At 50.5% G+C, this 20,036-nt stretch carries 11 protein-coding genes; 4 read left to right on the top strand and 7 right to left on the bottom strand.

Features of this window, described 5'->3' with window-relative positions; translation table 11 throughout:
• Positions 1-245: 245 nt before the first annotated feature.
• Entirely contained in the window at positions 246-1,193 is a 948-nt protein-coding gene (locus tag QVO66_RS13180; RefSeq protein WP_288172904.1) for a hypothetical protein, read from the bottom strand.
• Positions 1,194-1,416: 223 nt separating this feature from the next.
• Between QVO66_RS13180 and QVO66_RS13175 the strand changes: the two genes are divergently transcribed.
• The 3 genes from QVO66_RS13175 to phnW all read left to right on the top strand — a co-directional run bounded on the left by QVO66_RS13175 (position 1,417) and on the right by phnW (position 4,772).
• Positions 1,417-2,763 carry a DUF5690 family protein gene (locus QVO66_RS13175; protein ID WP_021855970.1) on the top strand — a complete coding sequence of 449 codons (1,347 nt, stop codon included), beginning with the start codon at positions 1,417-1,419 and terminating at the stop codon, positions 2,761-2,763.
• A 48-nt stretch (positions 2,764-2,811) separates the two neighbouring features.
• Positions 2,812-3,603, top strand: a complete 792-nt coding sequence (phnX, locus tag QVO66_RS13170; protein WP_021855969.1) for a phosphonoacetaldehyde hydrolase — start codon at positions 2,812-2,814, stop codon at positions 3,601-3,603.
• Between the two features lie 80 nt (positions 3,604-3,683).
• The gene (gene phnW, locus QVO66_RS13165) at positions 3,684-4,772 is read left to right on the top strand and encodes a 2-aminoethylphosphonate--pyruvate transaminase (protein ID WP_021855968.1); all 1,089 of its coding nucleotides are present in this window, start codon (positions 3,684-3,686) and stop codon (positions 4,770-4,772) included.
• A 321-nt stretch (positions 4,773-5,093) separates the two neighbouring features.
• On the opposite strand, the gene QVO66_RS13160 is transcribed toward phnW, so the two are convergent.
• Positions 5,094-6,827 (bottom strand): helix-turn-helix domain-containing protein, encoded by a 1,734-nt coding sequence (locus QVO66_RS13160; protein WP_021855967.1) that lies wholly within the window; start codon positions 6,825-6,827, stop codon positions 5,094-5,096.
• A gap of 634 nt (positions 6,828-7,461) precedes the next feature.
• A complete protein-coding gene (locus QVO66_RS13155; RefSeq protein ID WP_288172903.1) occupies positions 7,462-8,409 on the bottom strand; it encodes a helix-turn-helix domain-containing protein in 948 nt (315 codons plus the stop codon).
• Between the two features lie 172 nt (positions 8,410-8,581).
• Between QVO66_RS13155 and QVO66_RS13150 the strand changes: the two genes are divergently transcribed.
• Positions 8,582-9,739, top strand: a complete 1,158-nt coding sequence (locus tag QVO66_RS13150; RefSeq protein WP_021855965.1) for an aldo/keto reductase — start codon at positions 8,582-8,584, stop codon at positions 9,737-9,739.
• A gap of 221 nt (positions 9,740-9,960) precedes the next feature.
• Here the strand turns inward: QVO66_RS13150 and QVO66_RS13145 are convergent, their stop codons facing one another.
• From QVO66_RS13145 to QVO66_RS13130, 4 genes are all read right to left on the bottom strand, one after another.
• Complete coding sequence (locus tag QVO66_RS13145) at positions 9,961-13,860, bottom strand: pectinesterase family protein (protein ID WP_021855964.1); 3,900 nt, start codon at positions 13,858-13,860, stop codon at positions 9,961-9,963.
• A 141-nt stretch (positions 13,861-14,001) separates the two neighbouring features.
• A complete protein-coding gene (locus QVO66_RS13140) occupies positions 14,002-14,877 on the bottom strand; it encodes a hypothetical protein (RefSeq protein WP_021855963.1) in 876 nt (291 codons plus the stop codon).
• Positions 14,878-14,953: 76 nt separating this feature from the next.
• Positions 14,954-16,819: a RagB/SusD family nutrient uptake outer membrane protein gene (locus QVO66_RS13135; protein WP_021855962.1), complete on the bottom strand. Its 1,866-nt coding sequence runs from the start codon at positions 16,817-16,819 to the stop codon at positions 14,954-14,956.
• 12 nt (positions 16,820-16,831) lie between these two features.
• Positions 16,832-19,975 carry a SusC/RagA family TonB-linked outer membrane protein gene (locus tag QVO66_RS13130; RefSeq protein ID WP_288172902.1) on the bottom strand — a complete coding sequence of 1,048 codons (3,144 nt, stop codon included), beginning with the start codon at positions 19,973-19,975 and terminating at the stop codon, positions 16,832-16,834.
• Between the last annotated feature and the right edge of the window lie 61 nt (positions 19,976-20,036).

Below are 20,036 nucleotides of genomic sequence, written 5' to 3'. Positions count from 1 at the left end.
CAGGGCGTTGATATAAAAACGCATTTGTGCCCTTTTTGTTACTATGGTTTAGTGTTAAAAGTTCATATATGTTGCCTCATGCCTTGTTTTCAGCGGCTTCTGCCGGGCAGCCGTAATCATTCCGCCCTGTAGCCGTGAGGCTCTATGCTGCTACATGTCGGGCAGTCTGCTGCCGTCTGTGCTGCCGCCGTAAGACGATGTCATGTGCTAAGTGCATTCATACCATGTTTTAAGCCATACGGCGGTCAGCCTTCATCGTGCTTGCTGCCGTCATGCAGCTGCATGGGTTTTCTTTCTGTGGCGGTGTTCATGGCCAGAATGCGCTTCTCCGTTATCAGGTCGTCCTCGTGCATGGTGGGCGAGGGAATGTTGCACATGCGCACCACATCCTCCTGTCCGCACGTATATTCATAATATTTGCGCTCCTGCTCGCTCAGTTCCTCGCGTGTTTTGAGACATCCCTTTAGCTTCGCGAAGTCTTCGCGCGAGGTGCTGTCTGACAGTTTCACGAAGAGAATGCGCCTTGCAATGGGATTGTAGTTGTAGTCGAAGCAAGTGTAGACGCCCCTCAGAAACGGCGGTCTGTCGTACATCGGAATCTTCAGGCAGATGTTGAACAGGGCAAGCTGAGGCTCCTTGTTCTCGTTGAACATCAGGTAGATGTGGTTTATGCCGTTCATCATCGCAATACCCCAGTGTGTAGTTCCGTAGGCGTTGTTGTGCCCAACGAGCACGTAGTTGCCGTTGGCCGCCGGCGTTATGATATAAGGTTCGAGCTTCATTGCGAGCGAGCCTGACGACACGCTGTAGCTCATGTATATGCCGCTGTAGTTGGCTATCTGTCCGGCGGTGCGCTTCATGTTGCGCTCAAGTTCGGATATGAAGGGATTGGCGGTCTCGCTTTCGGGCACAACAGGTATGATGTCGTCAGAGAACAGCACCTTCTTCATGGCCGGAATAGAGCCCAGCAGCTTCTTCTTTGAAACATTGTTGACCCATATCAGGGCGTTGTCGAGCGCAGCCTCATGGCTCTCGCCCTTCTCTATGTTCTTGAAGAAGGCCGGCAGCACGGTGGTGTAAAGGGCCGAAAGCACACTCGGAGCAAAGTCGATGCATCCTGCTATGTCCTTCATTTTCATGCCTTTCTGTCTCAGATAGGTTATGCGGTCGTATATCTCTCTAAGCTCTTTCATAATTTCACTGAATGGTAATTGCACTGCAAAGATAGGCCTTTTCGTATTAAAACATATTACATCCGTGTTACATTCGGGTTTCTTTCCGGCAACAGAAAAATTATTATCCGGTTACAATCATTTTACTGAATTGTTACGGCCTATTATTCATGATTTATTCATTTTTGCGCTGCCTGCACGATGCTAATTTTGCACCCGAAACCGAATGACTGCAAATATTGAAATGGAAAAGATTCTAAACATAATACAGCGCCTGAGAGGCAACGGCAAGGCAATGCCCGACTGGCTTTTCGTATTCTGGGCAGGAGGCACGGCCCTGCTTTCATATTCGCTCGTGTATGCCCTGCGCAAGCCGTTCACGGCAGCCGAGTTCGACGGCATGCAGATAGCCGGCATGGACTACAAGATTGTGGTCAGCATGATTCAGCTCATAGGCTATGTGTGCGCCAAGATGCTCGGCATAAAGTTTATATCAGAGCTTAAGCCGCAGAACCGCCTGAAGTTTATCGTCGGTTCGGCAGCCCTGTCGGAGGTGTCGCTGCTGACGTTTGCCCTCGTGCCTGCGCCGCTCAACATCTTTGCACTCTTCTTCAACGGCCTGTCGCTGGGCTGTATGTGGGGCGTTATATTCAGTTTTCTAGAAGGACGCCGCACCACCGACATACTGGCAAGCATCATGGGAGTGAGCATGGCCCTGAGCTCGGGCGTGGCAAAGTCGCTCGGACTCTATGCGCTCCACACGCTCCACGTCAGCGAGTTCTGGATGCCGGCCCTGATAGGGGCAGTGGCCTTCCCGCTGTTATGCCTCGCAGGGTGGGTGATGACCAAGCTGCCGCGCCCCACGGCTGCCGACATAGCGTCGCGTTCGGAGCGCGTGACTCTCAATGCCAGAGAGCGCATGCAGCTGTTCCGCAGGTTTATGCCCGTGCTGCTTATGCTCTTCATAGCCAACCTTCTGCTCACAGTGCAGCGCGACATAAAGGAAGACTTCATTGTATGCATCATCGACGTTCACAGCGTTTCTTCGTGGGCCTTCGCCTATATCGACGGTATAGCCACGCTCGTCCTGCTGGGAGTGTTCGCCGTGATGTCAACAGTGAAGAGCCATCTGAAGACACTCTGCATCCTGCTGGGCGTGTCTGCCGCCGGAATGGCAGCCCTGGCGTTTGTCGGAGCAAGGCATGCCGCGCTGTCGATGCCCGCCACGGCATGGCTGTTCATGCAGACCTTCTGCATCGACATAGCATATCTGAGCTTCCAGACAATATTCTTCGAGCGCTTCATTGCCTGCTTCAAGATTCGCGGCAACGTGGGATTCTTCATCATAACCATCGACTTCATCGGCTATGTGGGCACGCTCGCCCTGCTGATGTTCAAGGAGCTGGGAGCGTCGCATGTCGACTGGGCTGTGTTCTACAACCAGATGAGCATATTTATCGGAGTTGCGTGCTGCGTGATGTTTATCGGAGCATTGGTGTATATGCTGCAGGCAGGAAGGCCGAAGCGCAGCACCGACGAGGCCGGAGCCGGCGACGCACAGCTCTACGGCACGGTGAGCATGGCCAAATAAAAGCAAACGGAATAATACAAACAAAGAACATTAAACAGTAATAAGAATATGAACAAGATTGAATGTGTGATTATGGACTGGGCCGGAACGGCCGTTGACTACGGATGCTTCGCTCCGGTGGCAGCCTTCGTTGAGTGTTTCAAGAACATGGGACTTACCGTTACGGCGGAAGAAACCCGCGCCCACATGGGTCTGACAAAGATAGAGGAGATACGCGCTCTGTTCGCCATAGACCATGTAAGGGAAGAGTTTGCCGAAAAATACGGACGCGACTACAACGAGGACGACGTGCAGGCATGCTACAAGGGCTTTCAGGACAAGCTGATGGCTACGCTGGCCGACTATTCTGAGCCTATCGACGGAGTGGTTGAGACGGTGGCTGCGCTAAAGGCACAGGGCATAAAGCTGGGATCGACCACGGGCTACACCAAGACCATGATGGACATTGTGATAAAGGCTGCGGCCGAGAAAGGCTATACCGTTGACAACTGTGTTACGTCTGACAACATGCCCGGCGGACGTCCGAAGCCATACATGATATACAAGAACATGTGCGACCTGGATGTGGCATCGCGCCATTCGGTTGTGAAATTCGGCGACACCATTGCCGACATCAAGGAGGGAGCTAACGCCGGAGTGTGGAGCGTTGGCGTGATACTGGGCAGCAACGAGTTGGCTCTGACGCGCGACGAGGTGGCTGCCATGCCTGCCGACGAACTGAAAAGACGCATGGCCTGCGTGCGCAACCGCATGTATGCAGCAGGCGCCGACTTTGTGGTGGACGACATAACTGAGCTGCCCGGACTGATAGACAGCATTAACGCACGAATGAACAGATAAGCAGACACAAGCATGACAGCCGCCGCACGGCGGCCGGAACTTGAAGAGCATAGATAATAACGATAAAAAACAGTAACGACATGAGACCATACTTATTACTTACACCCGGACCACTGACAACCACAGACACCGTTAAGGAAGCCATGATGAGCGACTGGTGTACATGGGACGAAGACTATAATATAGGCATTGTTGAGGTTATACGCAAAGAGCTCGTGGAGCTGGCATCGAGCCGCCCCGAAGAATATACGGCAGTGCTGATGCAGGGCAGCGGCAGCTTCTGTGTTGAGGCTACGCTCGGCTCGGTGATAAAGGCCGACGACCATCTGCTCGTGGCTGCCAACGGAGCCTACGGAAAGCGTATGGGCGTGATAGCCGACTATTATCATCTGAACTGCCACGTGATGCGCTTTGAGGAGACTCAGCCCGTTGACCCGAAGCAGATAGACGAATATCTGACCTGTCATCCCGAGACGACACACGTGTCGGTGGTTCACTGCGAGACCACTACCGGAGTGCTCAATCCGCTTGCCGACATTGCAGCCGTTGTAAAGAAGCACGGCAAGACGCTGATAGTGGACGCGATGAGCAGCTTTGGCGGAGTGCCCGTAGACATGGCGGCGCTGGGCATCGACTTCATGATAAGCAGTGCCAACAAGTGCATACAGGGCGTGCCGGGCTTCGGCTTCATCATTGCGCGCCGCTCGCTGCTCGAAGGATGCAAGGGCGTTGCACGCTCGCTGTCGCTCGACCTGTATGACCAGTGGCAGACGATGGAGAGCGGACATGGCAAGTGGCGCTTCACTTCTCCCACTCACGTGGTGCGCGCCTTCATGCAGGCACTGAAGGAACTGAAGGCTGAAGGTGGTGTGGAGGCACGCCATGCACGCTACGCCGAGAACCACCGCACGCTGGTGGAGGGCATGCGCAGCCTCGGCTACAAGACGCTGCTGCCCGACGAGGAGCAGTCGCCCGTGATAACGTCGTTCTATTATCCGTCGGCCGACTTCAACTTCAAGGACTTCTACACAAAGCTCAAGGCCAAGGGCTTCGTGATATATCCGGGCAAGATTTCGCAGGCCGACACGTTCCGCATAGGCAACATAGGCGACGTGCATCCTGCCGACTTCAAGCGTCTGATAGAGGCCATAAGAGAGATTAGTCTGTAAGATTAAGCATCAGTAAAGTAGAATATCGATAATTTTCAGCCCGGGCTGGTCGTGAGACTGGCTCGGGCTTGCTTGTTATGCGGCCTGCATGAGCTAAGACAGACCACTGGCATGCGCATGGCCTTACGCTGTAATAAGACTCTTGTTTTCATCCGTCGGGGCGTTTTCCGGCATCGTCCTGCCGGCTGTATTTTATCGAACTGCATGCCATGCATGCTGAAAATAAGACTGCAAAAAGCCCCATACGGCAACGGCGATGCGCCCTGATGCTTACGGCAGACAGGGCGTTTATGCCCCTTGACGGCGCAGGCGTAAGGCTGGCTACTCTTTAGAATTGTTGTCGAGGGCTATCTTCTGATATATAGAAGGCGTGATGCCGGTAATCTTCTTGAATGCATTGACAAATGCGGTGTACGACTTGAAGCCCACGCTTTCGGCTATAGCCTTCATCGTGAAGTTGCCGTAGTTGACCCTGTCGGTGAGACGCTTGCAGGCAAGGTGTATTCTGTAAGGCGTCACGTAGTCGTTGAATGTCTTCTGGAACAAGTCGTTAATAACCTGCGACACATACGACCTGTTAGACCCCACAAGGTCGGCAAGCCTGCTGAGAGAGAAGTTGCAGTCGCAAAACTCCGTGGTGTTCTCCATCACGTTGCCTATGGCGTCGGCTATGGTCTGCATCTGTCCGTCGGTCAGGTTGCTCGTCTGATATTTCATACCCTCCTCGGCAGTGCTCTCTTCCGTGTCCTTCGCGTTGCCGAGTTCCTGCCTCAGGCTGTCTATTATGTCGTTTTTCTCGCTTATTTCTGTACGGCATTTGCGCAGTCGGCTCGTCAGCAGCTCCTGCGTCTCTATGAAGTCGTGGTTGATTTTATACAGGTTGATATACCCCTTGTGTATTCTCTTCTTCTGCTTCCATACGATGAAGAGAAACAATATTGTGGTGAGCGCCACAACAGCCACGGCACACATTATCACCCATTGCATCCTGATGGTCTGCATCCTCTCGTGCTGGCTTGTGCGCAGGTCTTCTATCTCCTTTGTCGTCTTGTATATCTCGTAGTTGAGCAGCGAGTTTTTTACCATGTCGAACTTTCTCATGTCATAAATCGAGTCCATGATGTCGAGATAGCGCGACTTGTAGAGATTAGACATGGCTATGTCGCCCTTCTCCTGAAAAAAGTCAGAAAGGCTCTTGGTCGTCGTGACGAACGTGTGCTGAAGGTTGTATTTCTGTGCCGTCCGGTCGCACAGATGCATGTATTTAAGCGTAGAGTCTTTTACCCCCAGCTGTTGGTATGCGCTGTAAATCTCCTGATAGGCAAAGCAGCGGAACCTCGGCTCCAGCTTCTCCTTTGCGGCATATCCGGCAAGCCATTTCAGCCTTGATATGGCAGGCTTGATGTCGCCCTCGCTTATCTGTATCAGGCTTAGCGTGTAGAAACTCATGAACGTGTCGGTCTTGTTGTTCTTGTCTCTCGTGCTTTCAGACAGCTGATAATACTTCTTGGCCTTCGGGATGTCCTTGATGTAATAGCTGTACATGCCGGTCAGGTTAACGAGTACGCTGTGCTGCATCTTCCTGTCGGGATACTTCTTGCTCAGGTCATACGCCTTCAGATAGTAGCGTATGCCCTTCTCGTAGTCGAGAAAGATGCAGTAGATGTTGCCTATGTAGTTATACAGACTTGCCGCATACGTGGGTTTGGAGCACGCCTCGCTGATCTTCACGCCGTTGATAAACTCGTCGAGGGCGTTTATGTAGTTGCCCTTGTCATAGTATAGCGTGCCGGCCTTCTTCCTTGCCAGCGCGCACATGTCCTTTTCCTTGTCGGCAGCATTGGGGTCAAACCTGTTATATACTATGGCATACAGCACGAGGGCTTCGCCGTCTTTGCCCTTTGCCGCATATCTGTCAGCAATATTCATTATGTTAGCCGTCGGTTTGACCGAAACCTTCTTCACGAGCTTAGTATATTTCGTGTCACCGGAACCAAATGCCGCGCATGTGGTGAGCAGCGCGCAGATAATAATGAATATCTTGTATTTTTTCATAGTAGCGACTCTGTTTGCCGGTTTGTATCTAAACCAAATAGCGCACAAAAGTAATAAATATAATTTTAAATGTGGCATAATATTTTGAAAAAGACATATTGACGTTGCGTTTCCTTCATGAGTATTATATAGCCTTGCCGGCATATAATAAATCCAAATGGAGGTGCAAATCATGCATGAGACAAGGTAAAAAGTCAGGACAAAATATTTTTCTGTTACAGAAAATCAATGTATAACAGATGTTAATGCCTTGCCGTCCGAATATGCTTTTGTTTAACTTTTGTTAGCTGTAGAGCGTCAGAAACAGCCCGAAACTCATTGTTTTTCGGTCTGTAAGGCATCCTTTTGATGCATAAAACGCAGCCTTTCACCCTTCAAAAGGTGCCCTTTTAGAGCCTGAAAGGGCATCTTTCATAGCATAAGCCGTGTCCGTTTGATTCGCGTTTGTACGTAAGTTGTTGTACATCAGTATCTTATCTTTTCTGCCGTTTTTCTCCATATTTCCTGTCATTCAGCCCTTTCGTTCCCGCTGTTGCCGTTCTGAGGGCGTCAAACGGACGGGGAATGTCATTTTTGTTTACAAACGGCTGATGGATTCAGCAGCCGTGATGCCCGTTCAGATATGCTGAATATATCAGCCGGCTGTTGCGCCGGTGTCGCCGTTGTCAGCGCGATGGTCAGGCCGCCTGCTTCTCGATGCTATATATTCAGACGGTGTGCATCCCTCCATCTTCTTGAACAGTCTGCTGAAGTGCTGCGGATATTCAAAGCCGAGGGCGTAGGCCACCTGGCACACCTGCTCGCCTGCCGTCAGCCTGCTCTTGGCCATGGACATCACAAAGCGGTGGATGTGTTCGCCGGCAGTGATGCCGGTCTGCTTCTTTATCAGGTCGGCAAAATAGTTGCTCGAGAGGCATAGCTCTGATGCGCATGCCTGTACGGTAGGCAGTCCGTCCGTAAGCTGTCTTTCTGAGTCGTAGTAGCTGTGCATCAATTGCTCAAAGCGTGTCAGTATGTCGCTGTTCTGCTGCCTGTGCGAGCTGAACTGTCTGTTGTAGAAGCGTGAGCAGTATTGCAGCACGATATCTATCAGGCCCACGATGATAGAGTCGCGGCAGCCGTCGTCAGGCGCCTGAAACTCCTGCTTGATGAGCTTCAGGCATGCCACGAGTATGTCGCGCTCGCCGGGGCGCATGTGCAGAGCCTCGTTCACGTTGTAGGCAAAGAACGAGTAGCGGTGCATCCTGCCTTCAAGAAACGTGCCTCTTATCAGGTCGGGATGAAACAGCAGGGCCCATCCCTTCAGAGCCACTCTCTCGCCGTTGTCCTCCTTGCCGCCCGTCTGTCCAGGTGCCACACATATCAGCGTAGACTCGTCGTAGTCGTATCTGCCGCAGCCATAGGTCAGGTCTACGAGCGTGTCCTCGCGCAGAAACAGACCGTATATGCCGTAGCTGTTGAGGCTGTGCCTTATCGGGGGTAGGTCGTCATAGTTTATCACGCTTGCCAGCCTGTGCTCGTCTGCCTGTCCTACGTATGCGTTATAGTCGTGCACCGTGTTTACCTTCTCAATCTTTGCCATGCCCTTAACTTTTTTGGTTGTTGCAGATGCAAATATATCGCTATTTATCCTTAACGGCGAAACATAAACCATGAAAATGGTACTTATGCATGAGAATTGTATACCGCGCCGGCTCTGTCGTGGCATATCTTTGCGACAGAAACAACAACTAACCTCCAAAAGACAGAAAGATATGGACAGAAGAAAATTCTTAAAGTCGGCATCGGGCCTGGCACTCATGGCTGCCGGAGCCTTGACGGGCACGTCGAGAGTGCTTGCCGCCACAGATGCCATGGCTGCCACAGGCAAGGATAAAGGGCGCACGGGGCGGCAGCCTAAGGCCGAGCGCCGCAATCTGGGCGGCATGAGCGTGTCGCCCATAGGCCTTGGATGCCTGCCTATGGTGGGCTATTATGGCGGCAGGTATGACCGCCGCGACAAGGGTGGCGGCCGTTATGACCGCCGCGACATGGTGGCGCTGATACGCCGCGCCTACGAAAAGGGCGTCACGCTGTTTGACACGGCCGAGGTTTACGGCCCTTATACAAGCGAAGAGTGGGTGGGCGAGGCCCTGCAGCCCATAAGAGACAATGTTAAGATAGCCACAAAGTTTGGATTCGGTGTTGAGGAGGGTCGCCCTACGGCTCTCAACAGCAGCGTGGCACATATGCGCCGGGCTGTTGAGGGCTCGCTGAGGCGGCTGCGCACCGACCACATCGACCTGCTGTATCAGCACCGCGTAGACCCTGCCACGCCCATAGAGGAGGTGGCCGACGCCGTGGCACAGCTGATAAAGGAGGGCAAGGTGCTGCACTTCGGACTGTCGGAGGCAAGCGCCCGCACCATCAGGCGTGCCCACAGCGTGTGTCCTGTGTCGGCAGTTCAGAGCGAGTATGCCATCTGGTGGCGCGAGCCTGAGCTTAAGATTTTCCCCACGCTCGAAGAACTTGGCATAGGCTTCGTGCCCTATTGTCCGCTCGGTCGCGGCTATCTGACATGCACGATAGGCGAGGACAGCCGCTTCGGCAGTGATGACCGCCGCCACAATCTGCCGCGCTTCACTCCGCAGGCCCTGCGCTACAACAGGCCGCTGACAGAGCTGGTAGGGCGCTGGGCGCGGCGCAAGGGCATCACGCCGGCGCAGTTCTCGCTTGTGTGGATGCTGTCGCGCAAGCCATGGATTGTGCCCATACCCGGCACTACGAGTGCCGCCCATCTCGACGACTTTATAGGTGCGGCAGGCGTAAGGCTTACGCCGGACGAGGCAGACGAGTTTGACATGGAATACTCGCGTATCGACCTGATGGGCCATCGTGCCGACCCCTTCACCGAGAGTCAGATAGACAAGTGAGGCATGGCGCGGTCTGTAAGAGTATGGGAGCCGGCAGGGCATGGTGGCGGCACGGGCGGGGCAGAGGCGGCTGTTGCGCCTCATGCAGCTTCTGATAGGGGCATGACAGGCGTGTGATGGCGGCAGACAGATGGCATCATGCTGCCTTTATAGACATAAAAAAATCCCGACAGCCATGACGGCTGCCGGGATTTCTTATGATATAGGCTTATGCAAGATTCTTATTTGTTCACCTTTAATATTCTCGGGCACAGGTTGTTGCCGCTTACATACAGCAGTACGACGCCCTTAGGCAGGCTGTTGAGCTGTGTTGTGGCAGATGTTATGCGCATCTGTGCCAGCTGCTTGCCGTCGGTTGTAAACACTCTCAGCGTTGCGCCTATGGCGTTTTCGCTTACGGTCAGTGTGTTGTTGCTGCTGTTGTAGCTTATCTCAGGCTTCTCTGTAACGGCCTGTGTTATGCCTGATGTGAAGTCGTCGTCGAGCAGTTCGCCCATGAGTCCGTTGAGGTAAACCTCGAGGGCGGTGTAGCCTTCGGCGTTGCGCAGGTTGCGGTCGGCAGCGTCGTTGGCGTTAAGTCCGTGCTCCTTCTCCCATTCGTCGGGCATTCCGTCGCCGTCGGTGTCGGCAGGAGCCTTCTCGTTGCCGTGGTCGAGGCCGAAGCCCTCAGCGTCGTTCACAGAGTCGATGATACCCTTCTTGTTGGCCAGCGAGCCGGTGTACTTAGGTGTACCGGTCTTAACGTCGTTGATGACGCGCTGCTCTATCACGTCGCGGTTTATGGTTCCGGCTTTCTCGAGTACTGTGTTGTAGGCGTCTTCTGCAGTCTGAATGTCGGTGAGCATGTAGAGTGCAGGGTCGTATTCGCCCTCGTTGCCCAGAACAGAGTTGTACTTGTAGTAAGGAGTCTCTGTCACGATGCGCTCGTCAACACGCAACTCGTCGAATGTGAAGTGGTCTGAAGCCATTGCCGACCAGTTGTCTGCTGTGGCTGTGGCGTTGCCTTCCATTACGTTTCCGTTGATATACCATTTAGAAGGTGCCCATGACGGACCGATGTCGCGCATGTAACCTACTGATACGAACACAGAGTTAGATGGTGACTGAGGTCCTGGCTTGTAGTAGTTGTTCATGAAGTTGCACTCGTGAACAGAGTTCTTGCCGTTGTAAGAAGTGATTTCGGCTGCGTTCTCTCCGCCATAGCAAGCCTTGGCGCTGCCCCAGTTGAAGTTTACGTTGTTTACGTATTCCATGAATACGACATAGTCTTCGCCGCGTGCGCCGTTGATACGCGGGCTGCGCGAGTTGTTGCCTGCGAGCAGGTTGTGGTGGTATGTCACGGGTGATCCGCCCCACTGTGCGCCATATCCACGGTTACCCTTGTCGTGGCCTGCCTGATAGAGACCTTCGTGAACGATGCTGTACTGCACTGTCAGGAAGTGGCTGTCGGCAGTGTTCATACATTCCTCAACTGACCATCCGAATGCGCAGTGGTCGAATATATAGTTAGAGCAGTTTTCTGTTCCGCACGCCTGATCCTGCTTGCCGTCGCCTGAGCGGAAACGGATGTTACGTATGATAAAGTTCTGTGAACCTCCAAGGTTAACCTTGTCGCCCACGATGCTTATGCCGTCGCCTGGTGCTGTCTGTCCGGCCAGCGTCCAGTCAGAGCGGCTTACGCGCAGGTTTCCGTTGAGATGAATCTCGCCGTTAACGGCAAATACGATAGTTATAGGCTCGTTGGGATACTGTTCGAAAGCCCAGCGCAGAGTTCCTTCTGTGCCGTCGTCGGCAAGAGAAGTTACGGTAACTACCTGTCCGCCGCGGCCTCCTGATGTGTATTTACCGAAGCCTTCTGCCGTCGGGAATGCAAGCATCATGGCGCCTTCCTTGGCTTCAACGGCGTCTGATGTTACGCCGTGGCGCGAGATGCTCTTCACGGTGTATGTAGCGTTGTCGTCAGCGTCCTTTGTGTAAGAAGGCTCTGCCGTCATGTCTACGAATACGCCGTCCTTGTAGATGAGGTAGCCGGCAGCCTTGTCGTCGCCGTCCCATGTGAAGCCGGTTTCAGACACGTTGAAGTTTGAAGGCTCTGCAGCGCCGTTCAGGATTGCGTTATAGTCGAAAGAAACGTCAGAGAATTTAGAGAAGATGAACTCAGGGTTCATGTATGCCTCTACCTCAGCATCGGTTGCCTGGTGGCTGAAAGATGCGCGTGATGAGGTGTCAATCAGGTTTCCGCTCTTGTCAACGTTCTTGTATTCAAAGTAAGAGCAGTCGTTCTCGGCTCCGCTCCATTCTGTCCATCCCTTGGTGTTGATGTGCTTGTCGAGCGTACACTGTATGAACATTGTTCCGCACTTCTCCTTCCACGGACGTCCCAGATAGTAGTCGCCTGCAGATACGCGCGGAGCCGGCACCACCTGGCAGTTGCGGAAGAACAGTCCGGCATAGAACTTGTCGGTGCTGAGTTCCGGATACAGAGTCTTTGTGAGTGTCAGTCCGGCATCGCCTGCAGCCGTGATGTAGCCGCCGCCCTTGAGACATTTAATCTCGCAGTTCTCAAACCACTCCAGACCGCTGTCGTAGATAAAGTCGGTAGTACCCTCGATGGTACATCTTGTGAAGTATCCGCGTGCGCCGATGTTTGCCTTGTATGTATCCTGGTAGCCGCTTATCAGACAGTTTTTGAAGATGTGTGCGTCGCCTGCCGTAAACAGAGCCTCGGCCTGTCCCACGTTGCCGCTGGTGTTGCGTATGGTGAGGTTCTCGGCGTAGAAGCGTGATGTATACACGTTGAGCGCAGCGCAGTCGTTGTAAGTGTTCTGCGGGTTGTTTGAGCCGCGGTCTACAGATGAAGTCAGGATGGTAGTGGCCTTGTCTTCACCGATAAGACTGATAAACTTGTTCTTGTTAGTCTTGGTGCCCGAATAGAGGTTTTCCTCATATACGCCCGGACGAATGTATATAATACCGCGTGAGCCGTCGCTTACGGCGTTGATGGCATCCTGGATTTTTGTATAGTCGCCCGTGCCGTCCTGAGCCACGGTGTAGAGCTCTATCGGAGCGTTTGCGTCGGGAGCGTTGTCGTCAGATGTATCGCCGCCGCCCTCGATGTCAGACAGCTCGCCCACGTCGCTCACAGGGTTGTCCTTTGCATACTGAGCCTGCTCGGCAGTTATCTCAGATCCGAAAATCTGTATCTTGTGTACGCGGGCAGCCTGCTGCTGGCTGTAGGGGTCTTCACGAACTCCGAATATAGGATAGCCCTCTTCGTTGGTCTGAGCCGGATCTTTCATGTTTTCTCCGTCCCATACGCGCCAGCGGATAGACACGTCGTGTGCGTCAATGATATTTTCCATGAAGTATCCCTGGTCGCTGAATGAGGTATAGCCGAACTTATGAAGTTCTGAACCCATCCATACCAGGTGCTTCCATTCACCGTCACCAATCTTTATGTCGCACTTTATTCCTCGTCCCCATGATGTAGAAGACCATGCCCACTGAATGCGTTCAACATAAGGAATGTGGTCGATTTCCATCCATCCGTGCATCGAGATTTTCTCCTGAGTTTCAGGGTCGCGTTCTGTAGATGCATCGCGGCAGAACTGCACAAATCCGGCTTCGCCATATACAGGCTTTCCGTCTTCTCCGTATTTTATGTTGTCTTCGATATATTTAGTATGGTCCTTAACCGTCCAGTCGTTTACATATTCAGTGCCATATCCTGAAGGATTCTGGCCAAGGTAGTATTGGCGGCAGAATGCAGCCGTAGCGCCGGCATAGCCGTTGTATGATTTTTTGTTAGCAAATGTGCAGTTGTGAAAAAGCACTGGATATTTTACTTCTGTGCCGCCGTTTGCAGGAACTTCAATGACGGTGTTTACGTATGCTCCGTCTGCATATTCAGGGCAGTCCATGCCGGTCTCGCCGGTCCATGTCTGTCCGGGCCACATTTCGTCACTGAAGTTAATGTCGATTATTTTAGGATATGTGGACGAATTGCTCCACTCGGATACAACCGAAGATGGGTCAAGACTTCCGTCAATGGCAGCTCCTGTGTTTAGTGCCGCAGATAATAGCACTGTAGCGGAAAATGCCAGTTTTGATATGAATTTCATGCTTAAAGATTTAATAGTGTTTTTAATGTTTGTAATGACTTTTATAATAAAAAAACGGAACTACGTTTTTCTTTATCGCATAGATTTATAAAAGAAACCGTCTTTCACGCGAAAGGCGGTTTCTTTATCATGAAGAACTTATTATTTAACAATGAACTTCTTACCGTCCTTAATGACGATACCTTTGTAGTTCTTGTCTACTCTCTGACCTGCGAGGTTGTACATCTTGTTGCTGTTAGCATTTTCAGCTTCTATAGAAGATATGCCTGTTGTGCCTTCAGATATTGTCAGATAAACATTTGCATATGTCATGTTCTTCTGCCATTTGCCCCAGTAATATACTTTTACTGTGTATGTTCCTGTGAGATCCTTCAGCTCAGGCAGACATTCTGTTTCTGCAACATCATAGTTTGTAGCCAGACCCCAGCTTTCAAGAAGTTTCTGTGACCATTCAGGCTCTGTAACTTCTGTTGTTGTTACGTGAATGCCGTTGGTGTAGGCTGTCTTGTTGTAGTTGTTGTTCTTGATTCCCTTGTCCTGAGTCTTGTAAACAACATTGCCCTGAGCATCTGTTATTTCAACCTGCCACCAATATGCGTTGCCCAAAAGCAGATATACATCCAAAGCTTCGATGTTTACAGATTTTCCTTCAGGAATATCCATTGTGAATCCAAAGTATTCTTCAGCCTGACGCTCAGTCTGCTCTGCAACTTTCGGATAAATAACATTGTCAGCAGCATAAACAGCTGAAGCTGCCATGCTTTGTGCAGGGTCGCCTGTTACGTTGTAGCCAATGTAGAGATCTGATGCATCAGAAGTTTCCTGACCGGCTTCTTCACGGAATGTTGCATCCTTACCGCGAATCTCTGTAATTTTTACACCATAGGCTTCCTTAACTGCGGGATCGCCAACCTCCAGAATCTTGAGGTCCAATGGGCGATAAATACCTACTTCACTCTGTGCAAATGCACCTAAGCTCATAAGAACTGTAGCACATAAAGTAAAAATCTTTTTCATCTTCTTAAAATTTAAATGTTTGAATTTTTTTAAGAGGAGCCGCTTACTTGTTCAGCGGCTCCGTCATTTGTCGCTTTTATTTTGTATAAGGGTTATATCCAGGATTCTGACCAAATTCCTCGGCATTCTGTAATTTATCAAGGAATGTATTTGGAATAGGTCTCAGTGCATGATATTCTTGCATGCAGTCGTCTCCAATCATACTTGGGTTACGTCCTACTATAGTAGAGGCGAAGTTGCCTTGTGGGCTATAAATTCGCTTCATGTCGAACCAACGCAGCCATTCTCCGCAGAGTTCGCGAGCACGTTCTGCCATAATCCACTCGATATTCATGTCTGAGGCTGTAACTTGAGCTTCGCTAAGGCTATGTCCTGGCTTAACGACGCGTGCTGTACGTATTTCCTGGTTAATGATGTTAGCAGCTTCAGATGCTTGTCCTAATGCGATGTAGCATTCTGCTGCAATCAGAGGCATTTCTGCATAACGCATAACAGGCACATCAGCATATCCAAACTGTCCGTTTGCTGCGGCAAGGAGGAATGTTCCGTTTTCATCGCGGTCCCATATGCGATATTTCATAAAGCGCGGGAATGAACTTGCGATGTACTGTGTTGAGGCTGTCGGGTCTGCCTGGTAGTTGCGGAGCGGTGCTCCTCCGTAGGCATTGACATTCTCTGTTTCAAAAACGTCATCAATGTCGATGGCTGCATAAGACTTGCTTTGCTTGAATTCGTCTGTGAGACTCTTCTTTGTGAAATACAAAGCTGTGTCGCCTACTTCAATTTGCTTGCCAATCAGGTCAGGACGGAGATATCTGTTTGCAAGAGCTTCAGTCCATGTGAATGTTTTGCTTGAATTTTCAGGGAATGCCTCCTGGAATATAACGTCATAGCGCAGGTCCCAGTCCTCCCAAAGGTTGAGGAAGTAATAGGTAGGCATAAGCAGTGTGCCTTCTGACGGATATTCCCATGTGGTTGCAGTATTTCTGATACCGGCGTTACCTACAAGTTTCGGTGCGAAATAACGGTACAGACGGTTTGGCTTGCTGTCAGGGTTCAGACTTGAGTTAGATGAGAATGTAGTAACCCACAGGAACTCAGTGTTGTTCTTGTTGTTCTTTGCCTGCCATATCTCATCGTAAGTATTGTAAATCTGAATGCCATAAGCAGCTTTGTTGTTTATAACGTCAAGTGCTGCCTTGAGCGCCTCTTCATAGAAGTATTTCTGCTCTGCGCTTCCGGCTGTCTCATACTGAGCACGAGTCAGCAGAACGCGTGCAAGGAGAGCCTTGGCTGCTTTCTTTGTAGAGCGGCCTATGTGTCCGTTATACGGTGTCACTGGCAGCTTCTCTGCTGCAATTCTTGCATCAGGTATGATAACGTCGTCATAAATTTTCTTACGGTCTGTTCTTACTGCGGTAAATTCTGCTGTTTGTGTTTCTTCCAGACGTAACTCAATGTCTCCGAAGAATTCAACAAGCCACCAATAGCAGTATGAGCGCATGAAGCGTGCCTCACCTTCGAAATCGAGCTGCTGAGCTTCTGTGAGACCAACAACGTCATCAAGGCGGTTGATTATGGCATTGGCATCATTGATGTTGTCATAAACACGGTTCCATACGTTTGCTATCTGACCGCGGTCGCCCTGCAGGTCGACGCAGCGTGTCAGCTGCTTTCCGTATTCATAGTTAGAACCGATGTTCTGCCAGATGTCAGCGTTGCCTTCCATATACAGACAGGGATCCTCGCGTCCGTAATATTTCCAGCGGAAGTTATAGTACATCTGGTTGACAAGATCCTCCATTCCTTCAGGTGTCTTGAACACCTGGTCTGCGCCTTCGCCTGACGGGTTATATTCGTCAAGGCTGCATGATGTTAACGAAAATGCAGTAGCACCGATAAATAATGCACCGGCAATATGTTTATTAATAATATTTTTCATGTTTACTTTTTATTAGAAGTTTACATTAAGACCTATTGTTACGCTACGCTGGTTTCCTTCCGGATCATAATGTTTCTGCCATTCATTCTTAACGAAATACAACGGGTCGTTGATAGTTGCGTATATGCGCAGGTTGCTTATTCTCATGGCCTTAAGTGCCGATTTAGGCAATGTATAGCCAAGTGTTATTCTCTTCAGCTTTATGAAAGAGTTGTCGCAGTAGGCAAGTGCCTGATAGCCGACATAGTCGTAAAGGTTACGTCCTTTGTACAGTGCAGGGAGTGAACCGCCCTCATTTGTTCCGGCTGCCCAATAGTCAAAGTTAGTTGTCATGCCGCCTGTAGAAGGATCATAGTTTGCAACTTTGCTTTCAGCCCACTGTCCCCAACGTGCGTAGAGATAGATGTTGAGGTCCCAGTTCTTGTATCTGAGGTCATTGTTGAATCCGGCAAACCAGTCTGGTGATGTTGAACCAACATAACCGATGTCGTCATTCTGGTCGATAACGTAGTCGCCGTTAAGGTCGGCAACCTTTATGTCGCCCGGCTTGAACGGATTGGTCTTTTCTGCATCTTTAAAGTATTTAGCAGCCTCGTCAGCTTCAGCTGTGGTCCATATTCCAAGATACTTGAATGTGTTGTATGACTTGATAGGATGGCCAATCATAAGAGTCTGTGTCTCTTTTGCTGTACCGATCATGATGTCTGTTCCGTCAACAAGGTCAGTAATCTTCTCTCTGTTAGCAGAGAATGTAAGTGTTGAAGACCAAGAGAAGTCTTTTGTTACAATGTTACGGCTGTTTACGGTGAATTCAAAACCTGTGTTCTTTGTAGAACCGATGTTTGTGTATGTAGCGTATTTACCGTCCATACCGGCTGATGTCGGAAGTGAGCGCAGCAGGATAAGGTCTGTAGTCTTGGTGTTATACCAGTCGAATGTTACGCTCAGACGGTTGTTCAGCAGCACTGCATCGAAACCTAAATCAAATGTTGTAGATTTCTCCCATTTTGTGTCTTTGTTTGCGATTACATAATATCCGCTGCCGTTTTGGTCTGCCACACCGAGAATATATCTGTTTGCAGAGATATCCTGGAAGCCGAAGCTCCAGTTCGCAAATGTTACTCCTGACTGTGTTCCGTAAACACCGATACCGGCATTACCTGTAACACCATATGTAGCACGTATCTTTAAATCGTCCAGCCATGACTTAGTCTTTTTCATGAAGGCTTCATCAGATATACGCCATGCTAAAGCTGCTGACGGGAACCAGTCCCACTTGTTGCCGTCGGCGAGTTTTGACGAACCGTCTCTACGTAAAGATGCGGTTACGAGGTAGCGGCTCTTCCAGTCGTAAGAGATACGTCCTGCGTAAGAGAAGTTCTGTGCCTGTGTATAGAGGCTTGAGTGTATAGAGCTTCCGTCTTCTCCGTCATTGCTTCCGAGGTTCCACCACAGGTTGCCGGGTATTGTCTGTCCTTTTGATGTAGCAGACATTTCGTCTTTTATAGTCTTGTTCCATGTCGTAAGAAGAGTTACGCCAAGGTGGTGATCGTTAGGCAGTTTTGTGAAGTTGTATGTCAGGATGTTGTTCCACTCTATGTATGTACCAGAGGCTTTTGTCATTTCGGCAGTGCTTTTCTGTCCTGTCTTGTCAAGGTTTGCAGCAGACTTGCCGTCAGTGTATGTTCCCTCTGAAGAGTTTGTAATGTGTGTGTTGAGCTGTGAGCGGAAGGTGAGTCCCTCTATAGGATGAATGTCAACGTATGCGTTGGCTACGATGTTTGTGAAGTATGACTCGTTCTTATATAAGTCATCTCCGGCACCGTCGATAAGCGGGTTCACGTATCCGTCGCTTGCGAGCGGGCGCTCAACCAAAGTGTTGCCTATGTTATATGTGTCTGTTTCGGCATCATATACACCATAGGGTGAGCCGAGCTCCAGGCTGGTAGTTGTTGCCTTCTCATAAGGAGAAGATGCGTTGCGTGAGTGTGTGAGCTGGAAGTTTACACCGGCATTGATCCAGCTGTAGAGCTTATGGTCAATGTTTGCACGCAATGTATATTTGTCTGTTCCTGAGCTTCTCTTCCATTTGTTGCCGTCGTTGGCATATCCGAGAGAGAATCTGGCCTGTGTCTTTTCTGTACCTCCAGACAATGTCACGGTGTGCTTGTTGCTCCATGTCACGTCCTTCTGCAGTAGTTTCTCATAGTCAGTCCATACGCCTGCACGGAATGCTGCATAGCTCTCGAGGTCTGAGAATAGCGATGCGTCGTCGTTGGTGCTGTTCCATAATCCTGCGTTTTGTGCTGCAAGCTTGAGTGTTTCGTAATAGTTCTCCGGCGAGCGGTATTCTGCTCTGTCGGGGCGGAATGCTGCTGTTACATATCCGTCGTAAGACACCTGCATCTTGCCTGCTTCGGCCTTCTTTGTTGTAATGATGATAACACCGTTGGCACCCTGAGAACCATAGATTGCTGTAGATGATGCATCTTTCAATACGTCTATAGACTCAATATCGTTAGGGTTAAGGTCGCTCATAGAACCTCCCTGTACGCCGTCGATGATAACGAGTGGGTCGTTGCTACCGTTGATAGAGCGGTTACCGCGGATTCTCATGTCGTCGCCGTTGATGTCAAGACCTGAGATGCGTCCCTGAAGTGCAGTTGCTACGTCTGATGTAGGCGTCTGCACGATAGCGTCTGCCTTGATTGAGGCAACAGAACCGGTCAGGTCGCGCTTCTTTACTGTACCGAAACCGATTACGACAACCTCGTCAAGGTCGCTTGCCACCGGCTTCAACTGCAGGTTAAGGGTGTTTGATGTTACCTTCACTGTCGTTGTCTCATAGCCGACATAAGACACTTCGATAAAGTCTCCCTGGTTTGCTGATAATGAGAACTTACCGTCCAAGTCTGTTACGGCTGCTGCTCTGCTGCCTTTCACTCTGACAGTAACTCCGATCATAGGCTCGCCGGTTTCGTCAGTAATAGTACCTTTTACCGTGCGGCTCTGCTGAACTACCTGTACCGCCATTTCCTTAGCCTCTGCATTCTCTGCATAACCGCAGGCGGGTATGCACAGTAGGGCAGAAAGACTGAAAATGACAGAAGTTTTTGTCAAGGCTTTGCCTGAATAATGCTTCATGTTTTTTTCCATATTTTTAATTCTGTTGTTAAACATTAGTGACAAAGATATAACTAAACGCCGACTTTCGTGA

Source organism: Prevotella sp. CAG:255 (genome assembly GCF_000431195.1).
Lineage (GTDB): Bacteria > Bacteroidota > Bacteroidia > Bacteroidales > Bacteroidaceae > Prevotella > Prevotella rara.
The sequence above is the reverse complement of the archived record's forward strand: the minus strand, read 5'-3'. Positions and strand labels throughout refer to the sequence as shown.

Bases quoted from the DNA above. Each gene is read 5' to 3' on its own strand.
- QVO66_RS13140 (WP_021855963.1), bottom strand. From the start codon at position 14,877: ATGAAAAAGATTTTTACTTTATGTGCTACAGTTCTTATGAGCTTAGGT.
- QVO66_RS13145 (WP_021855964.1), bottom strand. From the start codon at position 13,860: ATGAAATTCATATCAAAACTGGCATTTTCCGCTACAGTGCTATTATCT.
- QVO66_RS13180 (WP_288172904.1), bottom strand. From the start codon at position 1,193: ATGAAAGAGCTTAGAGAGATATACGACCGCATAACCTATCTGAGACAG.
- QVO66_RS13135 (WP_021855962.1), bottom strand. From the start codon at position 16,819: ATGAAAAATATTATTAATAAACATATTGCCGGTGCATTATTTATCGGT.
- QVO66_RS13130 (WP_288172902.1), bottom strand. From the start codon at position 19,975: ATGGAAAAAAACATGAAGCATTATTCAGGCAAAGCCTTGACAAAAACT.
- QVO66_RS13160 (WP_021855967.1), bottom strand. From the start codon at position 6,827: ATGAAAAAATACAAGATATTCATTATTATCTGCGCGCTGCTCACCACA.
- phnW (WP_021855968.1), top strand. From the start codon at position 3,684: ATGAGACCATACTTATTACTTACACCCGGACCACTGACAACCACAGAC.
- QVO66_RS13155 (WP_288172903.1), bottom strand. From the start codon at position 8,409: ATGGCAAAGATTGAGAAGGTAAACACGGTGCACGACTATAACGCATAC.
- QVO66_RS13175 (WP_021855970.1), top strand. From the start codon at position 1,417: ATGGAAAAGATTCTAAACATAATACAGCGCCTGAGAGGCAACGGCAAG.
- QVO66_RS13150 (WP_021855965.1), top strand. From the start codon at position 8,582: ATGGACAGAAGAAAATTCTTAAAGTCGGCATCGGGCCTGGCACTCATG.
- phnX (WP_021855969.1), top strand. From the start codon at position 2,812: ATGAACAAGATTGAATGTGTGATTATGGACTGGGCCGGAACGGCCGTT.